This is a genomic window from Streptomyces tatrensis (assembly GCF_049310065.1).
In the GTDB taxonomy this organism is placed as follows: Bacteria; Actinomycetota; Actinomycetes; order Streptomycetales; family Streptomycetaceae; genus Streptomyces.
In genome coordinates this window covers 5142222-5163899 of sequence record NZ_JBMDLB010000011.1, presented here as the reverse complement: position 1 = coordinate 5163899, position 21678 = coordinate 5142222, and the positions used below count along the sequence as shown (strand labels likewise).

General features: G+C 69.8%; 22 protein-coding genes and 2 pseudogenes. 6 read left to right on the top strand and 18 right to left on the bottom strand.

All coding sequences use genetic code 11. The annotated features are described in order from the left end of the window. Positions 1–48: 48 nt before the first annotated feature. The 6 genes from pyrE to ACODT5_RS39455 form a co-directional block, all read right to left on the bottom strand. Positions 49–588 carry an orotate phosphoribosyltransferase gene (gene pyrE, locus ACODT5_RS39480; protein WP_327254118.1) on the bottom strand — a complete coding sequence of 180 codons (540 nt, stop codon included), beginning with the start codon at positions 586–588 and terminating at the stop codon, positions 49–51. A gap of 21 nt (positions 589–609) precedes the next feature. Beyond that, the gene (locus tag ACODT5_RS39475; RefSeq protein WP_422523817.1) at positions 610–1398 is read right to left on the bottom strand and encodes an aldose epimerase family protein; all 789 of its coding nucleotides are present in this window, start codon (positions 1396–1398) and stop codon (positions 610–612) included. 66 nt (positions 1399–1464) lie between these two features. After that, the gene (locus tag ACODT5_RS39470; RefSeq protein WP_422523816.1) at positions 1465–2331 is read right to left on the bottom strand and encodes an SRPBCC family protein; all 867 of its coding nucleotides are present in this window, start codon (positions 2329–2331) and stop codon (positions 1465–1467) included. A 104-nt stretch (positions 2332–2435) separates the two neighbouring features. After that, on the bottom strand, positions 2436–4109 hold the full coding sequence (locus tag ACODT5_RS39465; protein ID WP_422523815.1) for a polyamine aminopropyltransferase: 1674 nt from the start codon (positions 4107–4109) through the stop codon (positions 2436–2438). A 220-nt stretch (positions 4110–4329) separates the two neighbouring features. Beyond that, positions 4330–4911 (bottom strand): DUF2617 family protein, encoded by a 582-nt coding sequence (locus ACODT5_RS39460; RefSeq protein ID WP_422523814.1) that lies wholly within the window; start codon positions 4909–4911, stop codon positions 4330–4332. Between the two features lie 377 nt (positions 4912–5288). Continuing rightward, the gene (locus ACODT5_RS39455) at positions 5289–5555 is read right to left on the bottom strand and encodes a hypothetical protein (protein ID WP_422523813.1); all 267 of its coding nucleotides are present in this window, start codon (positions 5553–5555) and stop codon (positions 5289–5291) included. Positions 5556–5683: 128 nt separating this feature from the next. Here ACODT5_RS39455 and ACODT5_RS39450 point away from each other — a divergent pair, with 128 nt between their 5' ends. The 3 genes and pseudogenes from ACODT5_RS39450 to ACODT5_RS39440 all read left to right on the top strand — a co-directional run. After that, positions 5684–6877, top strand: a complete 1194-nt coding sequence (locus ACODT5_RS39450) for a pyridoxal phosphate-dependent aminotransferase (protein WP_422523812.1) — start codon at positions 5684–5686, stop codon at positions 6875–6877. Beyond that, positions 6878–7354: a hypothetical protein gene (locus tag ACODT5_RS39445; RefSeq protein WP_422523811.1), complete on the top strand. Its 477-nt coding sequence runs from the start codon at positions 6878–6880 to the stop codon at positions 7352–7354. A 340-nt stretch (positions 7355–7694) separates the two neighbouring features. Beyond that, a pseudogene (locus tag ACODT5_RS39440) lies at positions 7695–7810 on the top strand (IS30 family transposase); the annotation flags it as partial. Between the two features lie 174 nt (positions 7811–7984). On the opposite strand, the gene ACODT5_RS39435 reads toward ACODT5_RS39440, so the two are convergent. The 8 genes from ACODT5_RS39435 to ACODT5_RS39400 form a co-directional block, all read right to left on the bottom strand. Continuing rightward, a complete protein-coding gene (locus ACODT5_RS39435) occupies positions 7985–8632 on the bottom strand; it encodes a hypothetical protein (RefSeq protein ID WP_422523810.1) in 648 nt (215 codons plus the stop codon). A gap of 185 nt (positions 8633–8817) precedes the next feature. Beyond that, positions 8818–9783, bottom strand: coding sequence for an ATP-binding cassette domain-containing protein (locus ACODT5_RS39430; protein ID WP_422523809.1), 966 nt, complete (start codon positions 9781–9783; stop codon positions 8818–8820). Then, a complete protein-coding gene (locus tag ACODT5_RS39425; protein WP_422523808.1) occupies positions 9780–11297 on the bottom strand; it encodes a PH domain-containing protein in 1518 nt (505 codons plus the stop codon). The genes ACODT5_RS39430 and ACODT5_RS39425 overlap by 4 nt, the downstream gene beginning before the upstream one ends. A gap of 35 nt (positions 11298–11332) precedes the next feature. Further along, positions 11333–11797, bottom strand: coding sequence for a PH domain-containing protein (locus ACODT5_RS39420; RefSeq protein ID WP_422523807.1), 465 nt, complete (start codon positions 11795–11797; stop codon positions 11333–11335). Between the two features lie 44 nt (positions 11798–11841). Then, on the bottom strand, positions 11842–12168 hold the full coding sequence (locus ACODT5_RS39415; protein ID WP_422523806.1) for a hypothetical protein: 327 nt from the start codon (positions 12166–12168) through the stop codon (positions 11842–11844). A gap of 189 nt (positions 12169–12357) precedes the next feature. After that, positions 12358–12696, bottom strand: coding sequence for a LysR family transcriptional regulator (locus tag ACODT5_RS39410; protein WP_422523805.1), 339 nt, complete (start codon positions 12694–12696; stop codon positions 12358–12360). A 32-nt stretch (positions 12697–12728) separates the two neighbouring features. Further along, positions 12729–13334 (bottom strand): hypothetical protein, encoded by a 606-nt coding sequence (locus ACODT5_RS39405; RefSeq protein WP_422525167.1) that lies wholly within the window; start codon positions 13332–13334, stop codon positions 12729–12731. After that, the gene (locus ACODT5_RS39400) at positions 13310–13723 is read right to left on the bottom strand and encodes a transposase (RefSeq protein WP_422523804.1); all 414 of its coding nucleotides are present in this window, start codon (positions 13721–13723) and stop codon (positions 13310–13312) included. Before ACODT5_RS39400 ends, ACODT5_RS39405 begins: the two co-directional genes overlap by 25 nt. Before the next feature lie 417 nt (positions 13724–14140). Here ACODT5_RS39400 and ACODT5_RS39395 point away from each other — a divergent pair, with 417 nt between their 5' ends. Next, on the top strand, positions 14141–14311 hold the full coding sequence (locus ACODT5_RS39395) for an aureocin A53 family class IId bacteriocin (RefSeq protein ID WP_422523803.1): 171 nt from the start codon (positions 14141–14143) through the stop codon (positions 14309–14311). Between the two features lie 523 nt (positions 14312–14834). Here the strand turns inward: ACODT5_RS39395 and ACODT5_RS39390 are convergent. Next, on the bottom strand, positions 14835–15353 hold the full coding sequence (locus tag ACODT5_RS39390; protein ID WP_422523802.1) for a hypothetical protein: 519 nt from the start codon (positions 15351–15353) through the stop codon (positions 14835–14837). Positions 15354–15481: 128 nt separating this feature from the next. Continuing rightward, positions 15482–16036: a Uma2 family endonuclease gene (locus ACODT5_RS39385; RefSeq protein WP_422523801.1), complete on the bottom strand. Its 555-nt coding sequence runs from the start codon at positions 16034–16036 to the stop codon at positions 15482–15484. Positions 16037–16188: 152 nt separating this feature from the next. Here ACODT5_RS39385 and ACODT5_RS39380 point away from each other — a divergent pair. Continuing rightward, a pseudogene (locus tag ACODT5_RS39380) lies at positions 16189–16620 on the top strand (aminotransferase class I/II-fold pyridoxal phosphate-dependent enzyme); the annotation flags it as partial. A 92-nt stretch (positions 16621–16712) separates the two neighbouring features. Further along, complete coding sequence (locus ACODT5_RS39375) at positions 16713–17918, top strand: mannosyltransferase family protein (RefSeq protein ID WP_422523800.1); 1206 nt, start codon at positions 16713–16715, stop codon at positions 17916–17918. Positions 17919–17934: 16 nt separating this feature from the next. Here the strand turns inward: ACODT5_RS39375 and ACODT5_RS39370 are convergent, their stop codons facing one another. Both ACODT5_RS39370 and clpB read right to left on the bottom strand, forming a co-directional pair. Next, positions 17935–18501 (bottom strand): type III secretion system chaperone family protein, encoded by a 567-nt coding sequence (locus ACODT5_RS39370; protein ID WP_422523799.1) that lies wholly within the window; start codon positions 18499–18501, stop codon positions 17935–17937. 550 nt (positions 18502–19051) lie between these two features. Further along, a complete protein-coding gene (clpB, locus tag ACODT5_RS39365) occupies positions 19052–21637 on the bottom strand; it encodes an ATP-dependent chaperone ClpB (protein ID WP_422523798.1) in 2586 nt (861 codons plus the stop codon). Between the last annotated feature and the right edge of the window lie 41 nt (positions 21638–21678).

The window sequence follows — 21678 nt, the reverse complement described above, 5'->3', positions numbered from 1 at the left end:
GGGACCTAAGTCACCAGTTGTACGGAAGCACGACCCGCTGTCCGAGGGTTAGGACAAACCGAGGTCATCGAGCTGGTAGCCCGTGAGGTAGGGCAGGCCCGCGGCCGCGATGGCACCGGCCGCGCCGCGGTCGACGATCGTCGCGACGGCGACGACCTCGCCACCGGCCTCGCGGACCGCCTCGACGGCGGTCAGCGGGGAACCGCCGGTGGTCGAGGTGTCCTCGACCACCAGGCAGCGCTTGCCCTTCACGTCGGTGCCCTCGATGCGGCGCTGCATGCCGTGCGCCTTCTGCGCCTTGCGGACGACGAAGGCGTCCAGGCGCGCGCCACGCGCGGCGGAGGCGTGCAGCATCGAGGTGGCGACCGGGTCGGCGCCGAGCGTCAGGCCGCCGACGCAGTCGAACTCCAGGTCGGCGGTGAGGTCGAGCATGACCTGGCCGACCAGCGGGGCGGCTTCGCCGTCCAGGGTGATCCGGCGGAGGTCGATGTAGTAGTCGGCCTCGCGGCCGGAGGAGAGGATCACCTTGCCGTGCACGACGGCCTTGTCCTTGATCTGCTGCAGAAGCGCATCGCGTACGTCACTCATGGCCCCGAGCTTAATTGGGCACTACCCGAGCCGCCGCCACGTCCACGTCGTGGAGATCTCCAGCGGGTCCACGGGGGTGACCAACCGCGGGAGGCTGTTCAGTCCGTTCGGCGGGCCCGACTGGGGTTCCACGCAGACGGCCTCGGGCTGCTCGTCGTAGACGACCACCCATTCGGAGCGGCTGGTGACCTTCAGCTCCAGGGCGTCGGGCCACGTGAGGGTGACGTCGACCCCGTACGGCATGCCGAAGCAGTCGTCCCAGGGGCCGGGCTTGGGGTCGACGCGGTTGCCGGTGGGGAGGTGGTCGGCTCCGCGCTCCTCCTGCCAGGCGGCCTCGAAGTCGATGCGTACGTCGGATCCGCCGGGGGCGAGGTTGCGCAGGAACCAGGGGTGCCAGCCGGCCTGCGCCGGGAAGGAGTCCTGGTAGGTCTCGATGCCCATCGTCAGGGTCAGCGCGTTCTCGCCGAGTTCGAAGATCTGGGTGACCAGGCCCTCGTAGGGCCACGGGTCGGCGAGCGGGTACGTGAAGGCGGCCTCGGTGGCGGTGGCCCGGGCGCGGCGCCAGGCGGCGTCGCGGCCGAAGCCGTGGATGGCGTGCGGCGGGTGGTTGAGCGGCAGCTGGTGCAGGGTCGCGCCGTCCTGGAACTGCCCGTCCCTGGTCCGGCCGCACCACGGGACCATGGGGAAGGACCCGTAGTGCTCTCCCTGCCGGAGCAGCTCCGTCCCGTCGATGCGCAGACTGCTGATCCGGCAGCCGTTCCCCTGGTCGATGGTCACCTCGGCGCCGCCGGCGCGCAGTTGCGTACTCATGCCATGACCTTAGCCAGCCCGGCGGGGTGATCAGGGCCGCGCCGGGAAGCTGGCGCGTTCCCCGGGTCAGCGGCGGCGGCGCAGGGCGCGGCCCAGGAGGACCGCCGAGGCCAGCGCCACGGCGGCGGCCGGGGCGATCCAGCGGAGGCTGGCGTTCGCGGAGGCGGCGGTGGGGGCCGGGACCGGGGCGTAGCGGCCGCGCGGGGGCGCGTGGTCGACCTCCTCCGCGCTGCGGCCGATCATCGTGCGGCGGGCGTGCGCGGCCTCGGCCGGCGGGCGCGGGGGGCCGCCGAGGTCCCCGAGGTCGGCCATGCCCTCGGAGGTGCCCTCCAGGAACGGGTCCAGGGACGGGGGCGGCACCTCGGTGTCGAACACGGACGCGGTGACCTCGGTGAACCCCGGGCCGGGATCCTCGTGGCCGTCCTGGGCGTCGCGGTCCTCGTGGCCGTCCTGGTCCTCTCGGCCGTCCTGGTCCTCGTGGGCGTCGTGGTTCGAGCCGCCGTCGACCGCGAGGGCCGCGAGGTGTCCGGCCGCGCGGTCCAGGAGGCGGTGTGCGGCCGTGGCGGCCGCGTCGGGGGCGAAGGCGGCGGCGCGGCCGTCGGCGGCGGATTCGGCGGTGAACTCCAGCCGGGTGCCGCCGTCCGCCCCGGTCAGGCGCAGCGCGAGGGTGAGCTTCACGGTCCCGCTCCCCCGCACCTCGGTGCCCTCTCCGGCGAGGGTGAAGCGGTCCGGGTCCTGCTCGGTGACGGAGAGGGTGCCGCGGTAGGTGACGGTGTGCCCGCCGACCCGCACCTTCAGCCGGCCGGACAGCGGCCCGGCCTCGGTATCGGCGTCCTGCTGGAGCCCCGGCACGCATCGCGCCAGCCGGGCGGGGTCGCGCAGCACGGCGCGGACGTCGGCGGAGGGGACCGGTACGAACACCTGATGCTCCATGCGGACGAGCCTACCGACGCGACCGCCATGCCACGAGTACCCCGGCCACGCGTAACCCACCTACGAGCACCCCACCTACGAGCACCGCGCCCGCGAGCGCCCGGCTACGAGTACCGCGGATGCGGCAGCGTCGAAGGCGGCAGGCCCGTCACCCGGGTGCGCTCCGTGTCCCGCGCCGCGTCGGCCAGGGACTGCGTGGACAGGGAGCGCAGGGCGGGCGTCTCCCGGTCCACCCGCAGCCGGGGCACGCCCTCGCGGGCCGCCAGGACGAAGCCCCAGTCCTGCGGGAGCTTCGCGGCGGACGCGGAGTCCGCGCCGAGCGCCCGGTCGGGGCCGGCGGCGAAGCCCGAGAGGCGGCCGCCCGCGCTGTAGGGGGCGGTGCGCAGGCCGGCCGCGCGCAGGGTGGCCTCGACGGTCCAGTAGGTACGGGGCCTGGTGCCCGGCGGCCCCGCGTGGACGGCGAGCCGCCCGCCGGGGCGCAGGGCCCGCGCCGCCAGCCCGTAGAACTCCTGCGAGTACAGCTTCGTGCTGGGGGTGATCCCGGGGTCGGGCAGGTCGGAGACGATGACGTCGAAGCGGGCCCGGGCGGCGGGTGCGCGCAGCCAGCGGAAGGCGTCCTCGGTGACGACGCCGATGCGCGGGTCTTCGTACGCCCGCCCGTTCAGCGCGGAGAGCATCGGGTCGGTCCGGGCGAGCCGCACGACTCCGGGGTCGAGCTCGACGACGGTGACGGAGGCGACGTCGCGGTAGCGCAGCACCTCGCGGGCGGCGAGGCCGTCGCCGCCGCCGAGGACCAGGACGCGGGTGTGCGGGCCGGTCATCGCGGGGTGCACGAGGGCCTCGTGGTAGCGGTACTCGTCGTAGCCGCTGACCCGCAGGCGGCCGTCGAGGAAGAGGTCGAGGGAGCGCGGGGAGCCGGTCGGGGGTCCGGTGAGGACGAGTTCCTGGACTCCGGTCTGGACGGCGACGCGGACCTCGCCGCCGTAGACGGCGCGGCGGGCGACGCGTTCGAAGTCGTCGGCGAGGACGGTGGCGCAGCCCAGGACGGTGAGGACGGTGACGTTGACGGCGACGAGCAGCCAGCGGGCGCGGCGGCTCAGGTCCCCGCGGAACAGCCACAGGACGAGGCCGCCGCCGGCGATGACGTTGACAGTGCCGGTGAACATGGCGCCGGTGAGCTGGCCGAGGACGGGCAGCAGCAGGAAGGGGAAGGCGAGGCCGCCGACGAGGGCGCCGACGTAGTCGGCGGCGAACAGGTCGGCGACGGCGCCGCCCGCGTCCTGTCTGCGGATGCGCTGGATGAGGACCATCAGGAGCGGGATCTCGGCGCCGATGAGGACGCCGATGGCGAAGGAGAAGGCGACGAGCGCCGGCCGGGACTCCCCCAGCCAGGCGAAACTGGCGTACAGCGCCATGGCGGAGAGCCCGCCGAGCAGGGCGAGGCCCGCTTCCACGAGGGCGAAGCCGAAGGCGGGGCGGCGGCGCAGGGCCTTGGCGAGCAGGGATCCGACGCCCATGGCGAAGACCATGACGGACAGCACGACCGACGCCTGGGTGACGGAGTCGCCGATGAGGTACGAGCCGAGGGCGAGCAGCTCCAGTTCGTATACGAGCCCGCAGGCGGCGCAGACGAACACGGTGGCCAGGACGAGGAGTCGGCCGGTCCTGGGCCGTACGGGCAGGGCGGCCGGGACCCGGGCCACACCACGCGGCTCCGGAGCCGGGAGGCGGCGCCACCGGGTGCGGAGCACCCCGCGCGGGGTGGAACGGTCGATCATGAAGCGAACCGTACGTCACCGCCTGCTCGCATCCGGTCACCCACATGGGTGTAAGTGGCGCACTGGTTCGGGCAGTTGGCGTAACCGCTCGGCAACTCCGCGACCCCGCGACCCCGCGCCCCCCGGATCGGCGCCGGCGGCCCCGGGGTCGCGCGCGCCCGGGTCGGCCGGACGCGCGCCCCCGGGCGGCACGGGCCCGGCAGGATCCGAAGGAGACGGCTTAGATCAGCACCGGCGACTCCGCGGCCACCTGGGCGGCGGCCGACGCGCCCGCGCCCGCGCCGCCACCCGCTCCGGCCGTCCGTACGCCGACCCGGGTGCGGGTGGCCACCAACTGGCCTTCCTGCGGGTACGCGTGCCAGGTCCGCCAGCGCACCTGGCCCTCGTAGCGCTGCGCGAGCATGGCGGTGAAGGCGTGCGGGCTGCCGGGGAAGGTGCCGGCGAGCCCGTTCGGGTGGTCCGCGACCAGCGCGAGCAGTTCCTGCGCCCGCCCGGCGAAGGAGCCGCGCGAGAGGTTCTCGACCCGCGCGGCGAACTCGTACTCCCAGTCGCCGACGCGCTTGGCCACGCCGAGCGGAAGCGGGGTGCTGCTGCCGGGCATACAGGCGACGGTCTCGGAGCAGAGCACGTCGCCCTCCTCCAGGAGCACCTGGTGGGAGGCCCCGAGCAGGCGCAACTCCACTTTCGCGCCACCCAGTTCGAGGTTCAGTACGGCCAGGGCGGGCAGCCGCTCCCGACCCAGGGCCCAGGCGAGGTCGGCGGCACGCGTGTCGGTATAGGTGGTCTGGAGGGTCGTGAGCATGAGTCGGCTCCGCAAACGCGCGAGGGAGATGGGCCGGGGCCCGCCAGCGGTAGTCAACGGGTGGGGGACACCGGCACGGGTCCACAGGAAGTCCAGGGAGGTCCGAGGACTGGTCTACTCAACCGAGGGAATCATGAAAGGCACGGCACTCACAGCGTTTTTACCCAAGTTGCAGGGGTTTACATCCCCTCGGGGGCTACCCAGTTCACGTGTTCAACGACATGCCGCCCGTACGCCGTAATGCGCGGGCGTGACGTCCGAACAAGAAGACGCCCGACGGAAGTTGTGCCCGGCGGGCGCCTCACGTATGCGGGACGCGGCAGGAAGGTGTTCCGACGGCTGAAGCCATGGATCCCATGGCTCCATGCTGCCCCGTGTCAGCTGGAACCGCATCCTCCGCCGCCGCAGGACGAGGACGAACCGCAGCTGGACGAGGAGGAGCCGCAGCTCGACGACGAGGAGCCGCACGAGGAGGAGTGGCCCGAGGAGCCGCTCCCGGCCCACCAGCCCGCACCGCCACCGGCGGCACTGCCGCCCCCGCGGCCACCGCGGCCACCGCGGCCCCCGCCGCCACGTCCGGCCTTGACCGCCACCACGACGATCACCACGACCACCGCCACGAAGATCACTATTCCGAGGATCATCCCCCGACCCCTCTCTGCTCCCCCGGTTCCCCGGGGTGCGGGATCCCCTTCGTCCCGCGTGCTGGGGGGATGCCCGCGCCGTACGCGACCCAAAGCACACTTGAGCAAGTCCAGAGCTTCCCCGCAGGATGGCGCCCATGAGCGATCCCGAACGCACCAATCGCCCCGCCCGCCCCTTCCTCAACCGCAAGCTGGCGGCCTTCGGCACCACGATCTTCGCGGAGATGTCCGCCCTGGCCACCGCCACGGGATCGATCAACCTCGGCCAGGGCTTCCCCGACACCGACGGCCCCGCCGAGATCGCCGAGGCGGCCGCGCGCGCGATCCGCGACGGCCGGGGCAACCAGTACCCGCCGGGCCCCGGGGTCCCGGAGCTGCGTACGGCGATCGCCGCCCACCAGCAGCGCTTCTACGGCCTGGCCTACGACCCCGACACCGAGGTGCTCGTCACCGCCGGGGCCACCGAGGCCATCGCCGCCTCCCTCCTGGCCCTGCTGGAGCCGGGCGACGAGGTCATCGCCCTGGAGCCGTTCTACGACTCCTACGCCGCCTGCATCGCGATGGCCGGGGCCGTCCGGGTGCCGCTGACCCTGCGCGCCCCCGATTTCCGCCTCGACGTGGACGCGCTGCGCGCGGCGGTCACCCCGCGCACCCGCCTCCTGCTCCTGAACACCCCGCACAATCCGACGGGCACCGTCCTGACCCCCGCCGAACTGGCCGCGGTCGCGGAGCTGGCCGTCTCCCGCGATCTGCTGGTCATCACGGACGAGGTGTACGAGCACCTGGTCTTCGAGGGCGCGCACACCCCGCTGGCCGGCCTGCCGGGCATGCGCGAGCGCACGGTCACCATCTCCTCCGCGGGCAAGACCTTCTCCTTCACGGGCTGGAAGGTCGGCTGGGTGACGGGGACGCCCGAGCTGGTCACGGCGGTCCGCTCGGCGAAGCAGTTCCTGACGTACGTGTCCTCGGGCCCGTTCCAGTACGCGATCGCCGAGGCCCTCGCCCTCCCCGACGCGTACTACGACTCCTTCCGCGCGGACCTGGCCGCCAAGCGGGACCTCCTCTCCGACGGCCTCGCGGCGGCCGGCTTCGAAGTCTTCCGCCCGCAGGGCACCTACTTCGTCACCACCGACATCACCCCGCTCGGCGAACACGACGGCCTCGCCTTCTGCCGGGCCCTGCCGGAACGCTGCGGGGTGGTCGCCATCCCGAACCAGGTGTTCTACGACGACAAGGCCGCCGGCGCCAGCCACGTCCGCTGGGCCTTCTGCAAGCGCACCGACGTCCTGGAGGAGGCGGTGGAGCGGCTTCGGCGATGGTGAGTGCCCCTGCCGCTGCCCGCCGATAACCCCATAAACGCAGGTGACCCCGGCGGTGGTTGCACACCCCGGGGCCTCCTCGCCTATCTACTGTCCCTGCCGGACGGCGCCCGTGAGGATGTCCGTACCCTTGCCGACAAGAACCCCGGCCTCGGCCGCAGAGGCGTTTCCAAGACCCTCGACGAGCTGGTCGAGATCGGCTACTACGTCCGCCGCACGGTCCGAGACCAGGACAGCGGCCAGGTCCGCACCGAGACGTACGTCTTCGACACCCCGCAGGCCACCGGAGCGGCCCCACTTCCCGCACCGGCGGGAACCGGCGAAGCGGAGGACGGGAAGGCGGGAACGTTCCCCAAGGGGAACAAGAACTCGGAGGAAGAACCCACCCACCCCGTCCCGGCGGTTGCGGACGAGCCGCCCGCTGGGCGGGCGGAGGGAGCGACTCCAGACGAGCCCACCCCTGCCCCAAGCTGGCTCTGAGCGTCGCAGACGCCCTCGCCCTCACACCGCTGGCCACACTGTGGCTGGACGCCGGGGTGTCCGAGCCATGTGGCAGCTCTGCGGTCGGCGCTGCATGCTCGGCCGACGACCGCCGCGGTCGGGGCCTGACCCCTTCGCCTTCCGTGGGCACCCCAGGCCAGGTAACAGAGCTCCCTGTCGGGTCTGAACCACCGACCTGCGCATTCACGAGGCCCCACAAGATCATCCCGACTGCTGCCGGGCGTGCCAATGAATCCTGTTTTGCCAGGTCAGCGATCCAGCGCACCTTCGGTGCGCGCCCGGGGCGTGGTAGATCCCCTGGCGCGCGCCGGGGCGGTTCACGGTCCACACCCGCGAACACCTCGACGCCGTCGCCGCCCAGCTCAACGGCCGCCCACGCAAACGCTCGGCTGGGAAACTCCAGCCGAGCGCCTGCACAAACTGACCGCCACCTGATCAAACCAACCACGTGTTGCGACGATCCCTAGAAACCGCCAAGGTCGGCGGGCCCTGACATATGCTCCTCGCTCCCCATCCTCCCCACATATTTCAAGATCCAAGGAAGTGAAGCGAAGAGCAACCATGGCCGTTTTCAATGACCCTCATCAACGATAGATATCCTCGAACCGTTTATGCGTCACGCCGACGCATGGACGCAGCCGCCCAGGCGGTGAAAACGGCAGACCACCCCAGGAGAGCCAACACCGCGCCGACCCATTTTCCGGTGTTGTCGGCCGTACCCAGGAGGATCGTCACCGCTCCTCCGAAGCTGTAGTCGGAGAACGCCGACGGGAGCACTTGGGCCGGGATCGCCATCAGGACGATCGTCACCACGATCAGCAAGCCCAGGATCGCGAAGATCGCTCCGGCGGAGCTGCGGAGCAGGCATCCGAGGCTGACGGCCGAAACGCTCACGGCGGCCGTGGCGACCACCGCACCGGCCAGGCTCAGCAGACTGGTCGAGTTCGTGAAGGGTGTCCACAGCGGACCGGGCGTGAGGGCCAGCCAGCTGGCCACTGCCGTCAACAGGAGCGTGGCGCCGACCAGCACGGTAGCGGCACCCGCGACCACGGTGAGCTTGGCGGCCAGTACGGGTGTGCGCCGGGGTGCGGCGGCGAACACGACGCGGATCGTGCCGTTGCCGAAGTCGCTCGCGCCTGCCACCGCGCTCATGGCGGCCACCAGGAATATGGAGAGCTGCATGCCCAGGAGGGACGTGGTGATGAAGTCCGGCAGTGCGTCGGTCGCGGACCGGGCGGCATCGGACTTGGTGGTCATCGCTACGGAGATACTGATCCCGGCGGTGCATATGACCGTCAGGATCAACAACACGACCAGTGATCGCGCCGTCCTCAGTTTGATCAGTTCACCGCGTACAAGACCGGCGAAGGAGAGCTGGTGGGGCGGCGGAACATGCCTCTGCGCAGGGGCACCGACATCTGTTGCCGTAGTCATCGTGCGGCTCATCTCATTTCCATCTTCACGGCGTCCGCCGCGTCGGATCGGGATTGCTGGGGGGCGCTGACGTCGCGCCCGCGAAACGTCACCGAGTTGGCGGTGAGTTCTATGTACGCCTCCTCTAGCGAAGCCCGCAGGGGGACCAGCTCGTGCAATCTGATGCTGCGCGACGCGGCCAGATCGCCCAGTTCCACCGCGGTCAGTCCGTCCACCCGGAACGACCCGTCCGGCTCACTCGACATGTTCCCGCCAGCGGAACGCACCAGCCGACCGAGTTCCTCGTCCTGTGGAGTGCGTACAAGAACACCCTGGGACTTGCTGCGGTGGATCAATGAGCTAACGGCTTCGTCGGCGATCAGCCGCCCCTGACCGATAACGACCACATGGTGCGCGGTCAGGGCCATCTCGTTCATCAGGTGCGAGCTCAGCAGCACCGCTCGTCCTTCGGCCGCCAACGTCTTGACCAGGTTGCGCATCCAGAGGATGCCGTCTGGGTCCAGCCCATTGATGGGTTCGTCGAACATCAGGCTCGACGGGTCCGCCAGCAGGGCTGTTGCGACGCCGAGGCGTTGGGTCATCCCCAGCGAGAAGCCACCGACGCGGCGGTCCGCGACCTCACCGAGGCCGACCATGTCCAGCACCTCGCGAACCCGCGATGCGCCGATCCCCGCCGTCGCCCCGACGGCCTGCAGATGGCGGAACGCGGAGCGACCCGGATGCCCCGATTTGGCGTCGATCAACGCCCCGAGGGCACCCATCGGATTGCGGTGCTGCGCGAAGGGAACGCCATCCACGAGGATGGCCCCGCTGTCGGGCCGCGTCAGTCCCAGGATCATGCGCATGGTGGTGGACTTCCCGGACCCATTGGGCCCCAGGAACCCGGTGACGATCCCTGGCCGTACCGTGAAGGAGAGGTCGTCGACAACCGGCTTCCCGCCGTACTTCTTGGTGACTCCGGCTACTTCGATCACGCCTTCTCCTCGTTTCCGTGAACGGTCGATCCGCTCGTCGTCGCTTCAATGAATTGGTCCATCAGCGCCGGCCTGCTTACCGGCACCCACAGTCGGACGGCTCGCGAGTCGTACACCCCCAGGCACACCGCCCCGACCGATAGCCGGCCGGTCACGGGTAGCTGGTAGGAGTCGGCGAAGTACACCGAGTCCCACGGAACGACGTAGTGGGTGACCCAGAGGAAACCCCGGCGAAAGTGGAGCACGGCGTTCTCCGGGTCGAGCGCCGCCGTTGCCCAGCAGTAGTTGACCGCGGCCAGCAGCATGATCGCCACGGCGGCCATCAGGGCGACCGCCCTGACCGGGGACATGGCGGTCGCTGCCGACGAGGTCATGGCGAGCGTTGCCGCAGCCACCCCGATCAGGCCCCATCGGAGGGGGCGGCTCACCTTGGGGGGCCGGTCCGCCGCAGCGGCGTACGCCGGAAAGTGGCTCCGGATGCTGTCTCGCACGCGTTCGAGGCGCGCCGCCGGGAAGACGATGTTCGCGCCGATCCGTTCACCGGACTGCCGGGACACGAAGGCCAGCCGCGCGTACCCCGTGACACACATCAGAGGATTCCGCTGGATCCTGACCCCGCCGACCTGAGATCTGGGCATCTGCCGCGACTCCGCGGAGATGAGGCCACCGGACATGGCGAATACCCCGGCCCTGATGCGGACTTCGAACGACCGGTAACGCAGCCAGGCGACGAGCATCCCGAATGCCATCGCCACCGACCCGAACACGGCCACGGCGGCCACCACCAGCACCCACAACGGCCCCGGTATGTCCGGGATCGCCGGAAGGACCGGGGAAAGCGGCAAGAGTGCGGCGGCGTTCTCGTAGAGCCCCATCAGGAATGGAAACAGCAGCACGAACTGCCCGTAGGTAACCGAGATCAGGAGATAGTCGCGTATGCGGATCCGATAGATCAGGTCGCCCGAGTCCGTCGGGTGGGACCCGACCCGACTCGCCAGGGCTGATGCGCACTCGGCCTCCGCGGATCCGCTCCGGTCCTCGGCAACCGTGTCGACCACACGACTACGAGTACCGGGTACCGGCGTGTCGCGGGACGGACGAACCCGGCCGGCTTCGAAGTGGTCCTCGATCTCGGCAGCGACGGCCTGCGGGACCGCCTCGATCGCCAAGTTGGCCTTCGACTCCGTGCCGATGCCGATCAACACTCGCGAACAGCCCAGAAGTCGCGCCACCGCCGATCGGGAGACTTGGACGGAGACCACCTCCGACCAGGCGAGCGAGGTGGAACGCCGCACCCAGAAACCCCTGTCGTAGCTGATCCCGCCGCTATCCACGGAGAACCTGGTTGTCCACCAGTCCACTCCCAGACTGAGCACGGTGATGCCGACTACCAGCCCGTAGACCGTGTCCACCGGGATTCCGAACACGTCCGGCCACCTGGTCCGGATCGACAACCACGCGATGGCAGTGGGGACGATCGTGGTCGCGTGCTCAGCCACACGGATCGCGAACATGGCCGGACTGTTGCGGTGCTTGTGGAGTGTCCCCGTCATGGGGAGTGCTCGCGGATGATCTGCTCGAACCGATTGGCCTCGGCCTGTGACAGCGGCCCGATGGACCGTGACTCGACGATCGTTGCCGTCCTGACGGTGAACAGATTGAACCATCGCAGAATTGGACCTTGACGGGTCTCGCAATACAGGATGCGAGACAGCGGATATACCTGGCGTCGCTTCCACAGGCGGCCCCGCTCGACGATGACGCAATCAACTGTCAGCGTGTACCGGGAGTACCGGTAACGGAGCGGAATCAACACGAGGGCGTCGAGCAACGCGAAGGCCAGAGCTGCCGCCGCCAGGAAGTAGATCCATCTGCGCCACTCTGGTGGAAGCGGTGAAAATTGGGACAGGATGGCGGCGAGGACGATCACGATGACCATGCCGACCGCGTTTTCTACCTGCCAGAAGAGCACAGACCGCTTGTCCAGTTGCCGCGCGGCGGCATCCGGTCCCACGGCAGCCAAGGTGTCCTTTTCAGACTCAGCTGGCGTCCGCGGGCTCATGACGTCCGACGCGTCGAGCCCTGGGACCCGCCTGTCTCGGCCTTCCTTCTGGCCTGTCGTGCACTTACCCACATCCAGAGCAACATCACCAGGGCCGCCGCCGACACCAGGTAGTGCCGACCCAGCTCAAGCCGGCCCTGCATGATCAGCACCACGACGACAACGGTCCACAGGCAGGGCACCACGGCGCCCAGCCAGACCGGGCCTCTACGCGCCATGATCAGGTGCAAGCCCAGCACCGCCAGGACCGCCGCGGTCACCGCGAGAAGGGCAGGATTTTGGAACATCAAAGCCTCCGTTCGAGCTTGATTGAGCGACGGCATGCAACCGTTCAGCCGGTCAACGGAGAGTCACAGTCATCGAATTGATTGTGACTCTCCGTTGCGAAAATGAAGGCCATCGAGGGTGATTTGACACCTCAATGCCTCACGCAGGGCCAGAATACTGGATCTCTGCCTTGATCTCCGAATACCGGCTGAACGTTTTCCCTCTACCGTCCGGGCGTCAAATTATCAGCTGAATTGACGAACGTTCCTTGCCGAGCTGCCGCCATTGACATTCGCATCATGCGGCCGTCGTTTGGTCGTCCCTTGAGAGTCCCCCAACGGCAACGACTTGAGCTCGGCGGTCATCCGCAGCAACTGTTCCGAGATTTCGAGTGCTTTCCGGCCTGCGCCGGTGAGGCGGAATCCTCGCACCTCTCGCTCGAAAAGCTCCAGCCGGCAGACCTTCTCCACCTCTCGAATGTGGTACACCACAGTGGACTTGCCGTACTTAAGTCTCCTGGCGGTTTCTGTAATGCTGCCGGTTGAGGCGGCGACCACAAAGGTATACAGCATGACTGTATTCACGTACATTTCCCCCGTGCGATTATTAGGTCCCACTAAAGCCGCGATCCCCAAATGATCACGGCATAATTGGTCGGGTGTGGTCTAGGCACCCGACTCGAACAAACAGCATCTTCGCCAGTCAGGAGCGCCAGAGTGCGGCGACCCGCTGACCGACCGATTCTTGTTTCAACAGCACCGCGACCGATCGGTCCACCCCCCGGTGGGATCCGTCCGGTCGCGAGTCTTTCGGCGGCGATTGGAATAGATGCCTGGGCAGCGTACCGGAAGACGGGCCAATGGGCTGGGCCGTAGATCCAGGGGCATTGCGCAATTCGGGCTTGCCGGATATATCCGTGACGTGCCGTCACGTGACGGTCGGTAGGGGTCTGGGGCAGAACGCAATGCAGGCACGCACCTGCCTGGCGAAAACCGCCCCGGACGGCGAACCGGCCACTCGGGTGACCCAGGGTGTAGCGGACGTGGCGGCCGTGGAAGGAGCCGCGGACGATGTGGGGCTGACGCCGGCGTCTGCGGAAGAACCGGCGGGTCTCGGCGGCGAGTTCGGCCTGGCTCCCGACTCGGTGGCCTTTGGGCAGGCTGCGCTTGAGGTCAGCGTTGACCAGCTCGTCGGGGCTCAGCTCCGGCGAGTACGGGGGCAGGAAGTGCAGCTCGATGGCGTCGGGATGGGCGGCGAGCCAGGTGCGCGGACCGTCTTCGAGCGGTGGGCGGAGTGCCCGTCGACCACGGGGTGGACCTTGTGGTCGAAGTGCCCGACCAGCCGCTCCAGGAAGCGGCACATCAAGGTGGCGTCGAAGGTCTCGGTGAAGACCATGAAGTGCATCCGGCCCGTGGTGCTGATCGCGGACATTGCGTTCATCGAGAACCGGTTGCCCGTGCGCCGCACGATGGGGGTGCGCCCCAGGTGCAGCTTCGCGATCAGGCCACCGACTAGGCTCCGCGTCCACAACTGCCCTACCAGGCCCACTTCGCACGGCCGGTAGTCGAGTACAGCCTGGCGCACGGCGGCCTGCTTGGCCTCGCCCAGCACCTAATGGACCACCGCCGGACGGCCCTTCGGCCGCGAGAGCGGTGCGTCTCGGCCCCGCCCTGCCGCCAACGCGGCCACCGCCCGCAACCGCAGAACCTCCTGCGCCGACGGCGACAGATGCCGCGCATCCCCCACCAGATCACTCACACCCAGCCCAACTACCCAGAATCACAAGCGTTTCGGATCTATAGCGGACGTTTTGCTCCCCTTCGACTAGATGTGCCCGCTGCCCTTACCAGCCCCCATGAACCGATGGCAAGAGGTGCAGGACAATTTCGCCCTTAATGGATCGGGTGATCATCTCGGTGTTAGCTTCCAACTCCCAGTCAGGGATTCCACGTTCGTGACTGATTCTGACGACAATGCACCCGCCTCGGGCAGCGTAGAAGCGTCATATAATTTTGGAGGTATAGGAAAATGGGTTGGCTTAAGCTGGCATGGGAAATCATCAAGGCCGGCAGCAAGTACGGCTCCAAGTTTGCCAAGTGGGTGTGGGCCAACAAGGTCACGATCCTGAAGTGGTCGAACGCGGGATACACCGTTGGGCAGATCGTCTACATGATCGCCCAGATCCTCGGCATGGCCTAAGAATCATTTAGTGCCCCAAGGGCACTAATTGCGCAACCGTTCAGCCGGCATTCGGAGAGTCACAGTCATCGAGTTGACTGTGACTCTCCGTTGTTAAATGAAGGCTGTCACCCAACTCGAAATTGCTTGCGCTCTTTGTGCGCACGGCGCGATGGCCTCGGGTTGAGGTACCCCAGCCACTCCTCGCGAGTGAAGCCGCGGGATTCAAGGGCGGGCATGCACGGCTCCGTTGCTTGTCATCGAAAGCCAGGTGCAGGAGAAGCCCTCGGGCAGCAATCGCCGCGCCCACGAGACCTGGCTATGCCTGACGGCAGCGTCCTGCTCGACAGCGCCCGTCGGGAGGCTCGCCTTTCGGCGCAGAGGGGTAGAGGGGTAGAGGGGTAGAGGGGTAGAGGGGTAGAGCTTGGTACTGCGGCGTGCGGGAAGCGGTCAAGTGCGACCCGCGCACATCCAGTCTTGTCTCCGGTACCGAGCAGATCCGTCAACTCGCGGGTGTCTGACATCCGCAGCCGTCCCGTCGCCGTCACGGGGTGGCGTCCCGTCCCGCCCACTCGGTGAGTCCGCGCAACTGCGCCACCGTCGTCGACGCCTCGGCCGGTTGGCGCAGTTCGTCGTCCTGGGGCAGTGCGACGGGCAGTTGCGGCTCGGCGCGGGCCGAGCCGCACAGCGCGCGGCCGGTCACCCGCCGTTCCATGATTGCGTCGAGAGCCTGCCCGTCGTAGGCGGCTTCTCCTCGACGTGCCCGGCCCGCAAAGTGCTGCAACGCCGCCCCGTCCAGGACCTCCACGCCCTGCTCGGCGGCCGTCATCGCCCAGAACTTCGCCAAACCCCAGCGAGTACGGTCCGTCATCACGGCCGGATGCTGCTCCGCGACCCTGTCGACCGCGGCGAGGGAATCCTGGAGTGAGGGGCCGAGTGGGTCCGCCAACCGGGCGGTGTGCAGATAGCGCAGCAGCGTGCGCAGCGTGTCCAGGGCGTCGGAGCGTTCCGCCCCGGGAAGCTCGGTGACGTTCTGGGGCCACGCGGTCGACCAGCAGCCCACGCGCGGCCTCGAACTCCTCCTCGGCCTCGGGTTCGAACCTCATCCGCATGCGACTCGTCCCACCTGTTCGCAGCAGTCCTTGCGATGACAAGCCACCGCCGGATCGCGGCCAGGAACTCGGCCGAGAATCAGCCGGCGTTCGCCTCGGGCTCCGGACGCGGAAGTTCGTCGAGGTCGAGGGTGAAGGTGCGGCCGTCGGCCAGGGGGATGGGGAGCTTGCCCGTGCCGTACTTATGCGTGTGTGCCGCGATGTAACCGGTGTCGGTCGGCTGGGTGTGGAGGACGACTTCCTGGGCGTAGGGGTCCACCACCAGGTAGATCGGAATGCCGTAGCGGCCGTACTTCGCGGTGCAGTCGTCGTAGTCCTTGCGTGCGGAGGAGGTCGAGACGACCTCCGAGATCAGCAGGACGTCTTCGAAGCTGTAGCGCTTGCCCTCCCGGCGGGCATCCTCGCGAAGGATCGCCAGATCGGGGGCGGAGTTCTCGTCGGCGGGGAAGTCGATGTAGACGTCGGAGGTGACCTTCGCGTGACGGCCGAGGGCGAGAGCGGAGTCGATCTGCATCGATCGGATGGTGCTGGAATACTCTTCGCTCTGCGGGGTCATGATCACCTTTCCGTCGGCCCCGAACAGAACCGTGTACCCCTTGGGGAACTCGGTGTGCACGATCGCGTCGACGCTCATGGACGGCTCCTTCCCGCGTGTGGTCAGCATACGACGGACAGTGCCCCGCAACGGAGCCCTGTGCTACGCCTGTGAGCTCGGTCCGGGCAGATTCTGCGGCCGCCCCGGCTCGGGCTTGCCGCGCGGCACGCGAATAGGCGTACGAACAAGGAGTCGGCTGGGTGACGGGGACGCCCCAGCTGGTCACGGCGGTCCGCTCGGCGAAGCAGTTCCTGACGTACGTGTCCTCGGGCCCGTTCCAGTACGCGATCGCCGAGGCCCTCGCCCTCCCCGACGCGTACTACGACTCCTTCCGCGCGGACCTGGCCGCCAAGCGCGACCTCCTCTCCGACGGCCTCGCGGCGGCCGGCTTCGAGGTCTTCCGCCCGCAGGGCACCTACTTCGTCACCACCGACATCACCCCGCTCGGCGAACACGACGGCCTCGCCTTCTGCCGGGCCCTGCCGGAGCGCTGCGGGGTGGTGGCCATCCCGAACCAGGTGTTCTACGACGACAAGGCCGCCGGCGCCAGCCACGTCCGCTGGGCCTTCTGCAAGCGCACCGACGTCCTGGAGGAGGCGGTGGAGCGGCTTCGGCGGCTCTGAGAGGCCGATCCCGGGGGCTCGGCGGTCTTGTCGTCGTAGGGTTTCCCCATGCGTGGCGACTCCGGCCGCGAGCCCCCAGGAAGTCGGGACCCATGGCGACGGAAACGCTGTCGAACGGCGCACGGCCAGGGCGACGCACCGGCCGCACCGGCCGGGCCGGTCGCGCCCGCCTGACCGGCCGGATCCCGGGCGCCGTCCTCGCGCTCGGGGTGTACGCGGCCCTGCGCGGGGGCGGGGTGCTCGCGGTCGCCGTGGCGGCCTGGTGGAGCGGGCGCAGCCCCGTCCGGGTGCTCGGGGAGTCCTGGGACTCCGTCTGGTACCTGCGGATCGCCGAGCACGGCTACGGGCGGACCCAGATCTATCCCGGCATCGGGTCCGTGCAGAGCGACTCCGCGTTCTTCCCGCTCTACCCCGTCCTGATCCGCTGCGCCTCCGCCGTGCTGCCCGGCTCGCTGACCGTCGCCGCGCTCGCCGTCGCCTGGATCGCCGCGGGCGCGGCGGCCGTCGGGGTGTACCGGGTCGGGGCGCACCTGCTGGGGGCCCGAGCCGGGCTGCTGCTCGTCGCGCTGTGGGCCGCGGTGCCGCACGCCCTCATGCTGACCCTCGCCTACACCGAGGCGCTGCTGGCCGCCTTCGCCGCCTGGGCCCTGTACGCCCTGCTGCGCGGCCGCTGGGGCTGGGCGGCGGGGCTCGCCGTGCTCGCGGGGCTGACCCGGCCCACCGGGATCGCGGTCGCCGCCGCCGTGATGGCCGCCGCCGCGTACGAGATCTGGCGGCGGCGGGGCCGCGCACCCGCGGCGGTGTGGGCCGCCGGGCTGGCCGCTCCCGCGGGCTGGGCCTCGTACGTCCTGCTCGTCGGCGTGCGCCGGGGGGATCCGCTCGGCGGCTACTTCGCCGTCCAGAGCGGCTGGGGCTCGCGCTTCGACTTCGGCGCGGGGGCGCTGGCCTCCGCCCGGCACGCGGTGTCCGGCATCGGTCGGGTGGAGCTCGCCACTACGGTGACGGTGGTCCTACTGACGGCCGCGCTGGTGCTCGCCGGGCTGCTGGCGGCCGACCGCCGGATCCCGCTGCCGCTGCTCGTGTACACGGGCGTGCTGCTGGTCATGACCTACGGCGGCGCGGGCTTCTTCGAATCGAAGCCGCGCTTCCTGCTGCCCGCGTTCACGCTGCTGCTGCCGGCGGCGGCCCTCATGGTGAAAGCCCGGCCGCGCACCGCGGTCGTGGTGACCGGGGTGCTGGCCGGGCTCTCGTACGGATACGGGCCGTACCTGCTGCTCGCGTCCGGGGTGGCGCCGTGAGGGGTCGGACCGGGACCTAGTTGGTCTCGGTCTTGCCGCCCTCGCCGTCGGCGTCGCCCTCGTCGGGCTTCTCGTCGGCGGAGTCGACTTCCTTCTCCAGGCCGAACTGCTCGACGAGCCACTTGTCGAATTCGATCGACGCGCGGACCCAGCTGACCGTGGAGGACACGAAGTGCTCCAGGTTCACGCCGGTGCCGATCAGCATCTGCGCCTCGCCGATCAGGCGGACGGAGCCGTCGTCGTGGGTGTGGCTGTAGACCTTGGGCCACAGCGTGCGGCGGTTCCAGTCGTCGATGGACTCCAGGAGCTGCGCCTTCTCCTCGATCGCGTGCGGGCGGTCGTAGAAGGTCCGCACGGAGAAGACCTGCTGCTCGTCCTCGCCGCGGAACATGAAGTACGTGCGGAAGTCCTCCCACGGCGCCGCGAGGTCACCCTCGTCGTCGACGACGTACTTGAGCTCCATCTGCTCCAGGAGCTGCTTGACCAGTTCCTGGTCGGGGACGACGGGGCCCGCCGGTCCTGTGGCCTGCGGATCGGGCTGCTGCCCTCCGAAGTTCGGAATCGAGGCCGGGTCGATGCTCACCGTGTGACTTCCCTTCGTGCGGATGCGGCCATCCTCCCCCATCGCGCCCACCCCGTGTCCACCCCGGGAGCTACGATCCGCTCCGGGCGGACAGGCGTAGGGCGCCCATAAGGGGGATGGATGGCCATTCAAGGGAGTTTGCGCAGCCTGGGCGGGCCCTGAGGGGTCCGGGGCCGCGACGGTCGGGGGTGGGCCCCGGCCCGGCACGAGCGGGCTGCGGTGGGCCGCTGCGCGGGGCGGAGTCCCCTACCCGCCCTTCGCCCGTTCCCCGGGCTTCGCCCGGACCCCCGCTCCTCGAACGCCGGAGGGGCTGGATTTGACCGGTGCGGGATGGATGGCGCGGAGCGCCATTCCAGCCTCGCCGGCGTTTGAGGCGCGGGGTCCGGGGCGGAGCCCGGGGAGGGGTCCGGGCGCAGCCCGGGGAACGGCGGAAGGGCGGGTAGGGGACTTCGCCCCGCTCAGCGGCACCGGTCGGGTGGACGGACGGGGACCGCGGGTGCGGTCCCGGTCCGGTTCGAGGCCGGCGACGTGTGATCCGGGGCGGGCTGCCCTACAGCGCCTTGCCCACCAGCAGGTCGTCGCCCGCCACGGCGACGCGGACGGTGTCGCCGTCGCGGATCTCGCCCGCGAGGATCTCCTTGGCCAGGCGGTCGCCGATGGCCGTCTGGATCAGGCGGCGCAGGGGGCGGGCGCCGTACGCCGGGTCGTTGCCCTTCTCCGCCAGCCAGGCCAGGGCCTCGGGGGTGACGTCGAGGCCCAGGCGCCGGTCGGCCAGGCGCTTGGCCAGGCGGCCGATCTGGAGCTCGGCGATGTGGGCCAGCTCGGCCCCGCTCAGGGCGGAGAAGACCACCAGGTCGTCGAGGCGGTTGAGGAACTCCGGCTTGAAGGTGGCCCGCACCACGTCCAGGACCCGGGCCTTCTTCTCGTCCACAGCTGTGGACGGATCCATGAGGAACTGCGATCCCAGGTTCGAGGTCAGGATCAGGATGGTGTTGCGGAAGTCCACCGTGCGGCCCTGGCCGTCCGTGAGGCGGCCGTCGTCGAGGACCTGGAGCAGGACGTCGAAGACCTCGGGGTGGGCCTTCTCGACCTCGTCCAGGAGGACGACGGAGTACGGGCGGCGGCGGACGGCCTCCGTCAGCTGGCCGCCCTCCTCGTAGCCCACGTAGCCGGGCGGGGCGCCGACGAGACGGGCCACGCTGTGCTTTTCGCCGTACTCCGACATGTCGATGCGGATCATGGCCCGCTCGTCGTCGAAGAGGAAGTCCGCGAGGGCCTTGGCCAGCTCCGTCTTGCCCACGCCCGTCGGGCCGAGGAAGAGGAACGAGCCGGTCGGCCGGTCCGGGTCCGCGATGCCCGCGCGGGTGCGGCGCACGGCGTCGGAGACGGCGCGCACGGCCTCGCCCTGGCCGATCAGGCGCCGGCCCAGCTCGTCCTCCATGCGGAGCAGCTTCTGGGTCTCGCCCTCCAGCAGGCGGCCGGCCGGGATGCCCGTCCAGGCGCCGACCACGTCCGCGATGTCGTCCGGGCCGACCTCGTCCTTGACCATGGTGTCCTTCGAGACTTCGGCCTCGGCCTCGGTGGCCTCCGCGAGCTCGTGCTCCAGGGCCGGGATCTCTCCGTAGAGGAGCTTGGAGGCGGTGTCGAAGTCCCCGTCGCGCTGGGCGCGCTCGGCCTGGCCGCGCAGGTCGTCCAGGCGCTCCTTGAGCTCGCCGACCCGGTTGAGGGACTGCTTCTCCTTCTCCCAGCGGGCGGTGAGGCCCCGCAGGTCCTCCTCCTTGTCCGCGAGGTCCTTGCGGATCTTCTCCAGGCGTTCGCGCGAGGCCGGGTCGGACTCGTTGTTCAGGGCCAGCTCCTCCATGCGCAGGCGGTCGACCGAGCGCTGGAGCTCGTCGATCTCCAGCGGGGAGGAATCGATCTCCATGCGCAGCCGGGACATGGACTCGTCGACGAGGTCGATGGCCTTGTCGGGGAGGAACCGGGAGGTGATGTAGCGGTCGGAGAGGGTGGCCGCGGCCACGAGGGCGCTGTCGTTGATGACGACCTTGTGGTGGGCCTCGTAGCGGCCCTTGAGCCCGCGCAGGATCGCGATGGTGTCCTCGACGCTCGGCTCCGCCACCAGCACCTGCTGGAAGCGCCGCTCCAGCGCAGGGTCCTTCTCGATCCGCTCGCGGTACTCGTCGAGGGTGGTCGCGCCGACCATGCGCAGCTCACCGCGGGCCAGCATGGGCTTGAGCATGTTGCCCGCGTCCATGGAGGAGTCCCCGCCGGCGCCCGCGCCGACGACCGTGTGCAGCTCGTCGATGAAGGTGATGATCTGGCCGTCGCTGGACTTGATCTCCGCAAGGACGGTCTTGAGCCGCTCCTCGAACTCGCCGCGGTACTTGGCACCGGCCACCATCGCGCCGAGGTCCAGGGAGACCAGCCGCTTGTTCTTCAGGGACTCGGGGACGTCGCCCTTGACGATGCGCTGGGCCAGGCCCTCGACGACGGCGGTCTTGCCGACGCCGGGCTCGCCGATGAGCACCGGGTTGTTCTTCGTACGGCGCGAGAGCACCTGCACGACGCGGCGGATCTCGTGGTCGCGGCCGATGACCGGGTCGAGCTTGCCCTCGCGGGCGGCCGCCGTGAAGTCGGTGCCGAACTTCTCCAGGGCCTTGTACTGGCCCTCGGGGTCGGGGGTGGTCACCCGCCGCCCTCCTCTTGAGTTCTCGAAGGCGGCGAGCAGCTTCTTGGCGGTCGCGCCCTGTGCGGAAAGGAGCTCACCGGCCGCGCCGCCCTTGGCGGCGATGGCGATGAGCAGGTGTTCGGTGGAGAGGTACTCGTCGCCGAGCTTCCCGGCCTGCGCGTCGGCCTCCGCCAGTACGGCGAGGAGCTCGCGGGTGGGCTGCGGGGGCGCGACCGTGGAGCCCGTGACGCTGGGCAGGGCGGCGAGCAGCCGGTCCGCTCCGGCGCGTACGGCGGCCTGGTCGGCGTCGGTCGCGGCGAGCAGGTCGGTGATGTTCTCGTTGTCCTCGCCGGCGAGCAGCGCCAGCAGCAGGTGTGCGGGCGTCAGGTCCGCGTGCCCGTCCTTGACGGCCCTGGTGGTGGCCGCGTTCAGCGCGTCCCGGCTCCTGTTGGTCAGCTCGGCATCCACGTGTGCCTTCTCCCTTCCCTACTCCGTGTGTCCCTACTCCG

Bases quoted from the DNA above. Each gene is read 5' to 3' on its own strand.
- ACODT5_RS39460 (WP_422523814.1), bottom strand. From the start codon at position 4,911: ATGCTCACGACCCTCCAGACCACCTATACCGACACGCGTGCCGCCGAC.
- ACODT5_RS39375 (WP_422523800.1), top strand. From the start codon at position 16,713: ATGGCGACGGAAACGCTGTCGAACGGCGCACGGCCAGGGCGACGCACC.
- ACODT5_RS39465 (WP_422523815.1), bottom strand. From the start codon at position 4,109: ATGATCGACCGTTCCACCCCGCGCGGGGTGCTCCGCACCCGGTGGCGC.
- ACODT5_RS39455 (WP_422523813.1), bottom strand. From the start codon at position 5,555: ATGATCCTCGGAATAGTGATCTTCGTGGCGGTGGTCGTGGTGATCGTC.
- ACODT5_RS39475 (WP_422523817.1), bottom strand. From the start codon at position 1,398: ATGAGTACGCAACTGCGCGCCGGCGGCGCCGAGGTGACCATCGACCAG.
- ACODT5_RS39435 (WP_422523810.1), bottom strand. From the start codon at position 8,632: ATGACCACCAAGTCCGATGCCGCCCGGTCCGCGACCGACGCACTGCCG.
- ACODT5_RS39470 (WP_422523816.1), bottom strand. From the start codon at position 2,331: ATGGAGCATCAGGTGTTCGTACCGGTCCCCTCCGCCGACGTCCGCGCC.
- ACODT5_RS39415 (WP_422523806.1), bottom strand. From the start codon at position 12,168: ATGCCGTCGCTCAATCAAGCTCGAACGGAGGCTTTGATGTTCCAAAAT.
- ACODT5_RS39385 (WP_422523801.1), bottom strand. From the start codon at position 16,036: ATGAGCGTCGACGCGATCGTGCACACCGAGTTCCCCAAGGGGTACACG.
- ACODT5_RS39395 (WP_422523803.1), top strand. From the start codon at position 14,141: ATGGGTTGGCTTAAGCTGGCATGGGAAATCATCAAGGCCGGCAGCAAG.
- ACODT5_RS39425 (WP_422523808.1), bottom strand. From the start codon at position 11,297: ATGTTCGCGATCCGTGTGGCTGAGCACGCGACCACGATCGTCCCCACT.
- pyrE (WP_327254118.1), bottom strand. From the start codon at position 588: ATGAGTGACGTACGCGATGCGCTTCTGCAGCAGATCAAGGACAAGGCC.
- ACODT5_RS39450 (WP_422523812.1), top strand. From the start codon at position 5,684: ATGGCGCCCATGAGCGATCCCGAACGCACCAATCGCCCCGCCCGCCCC.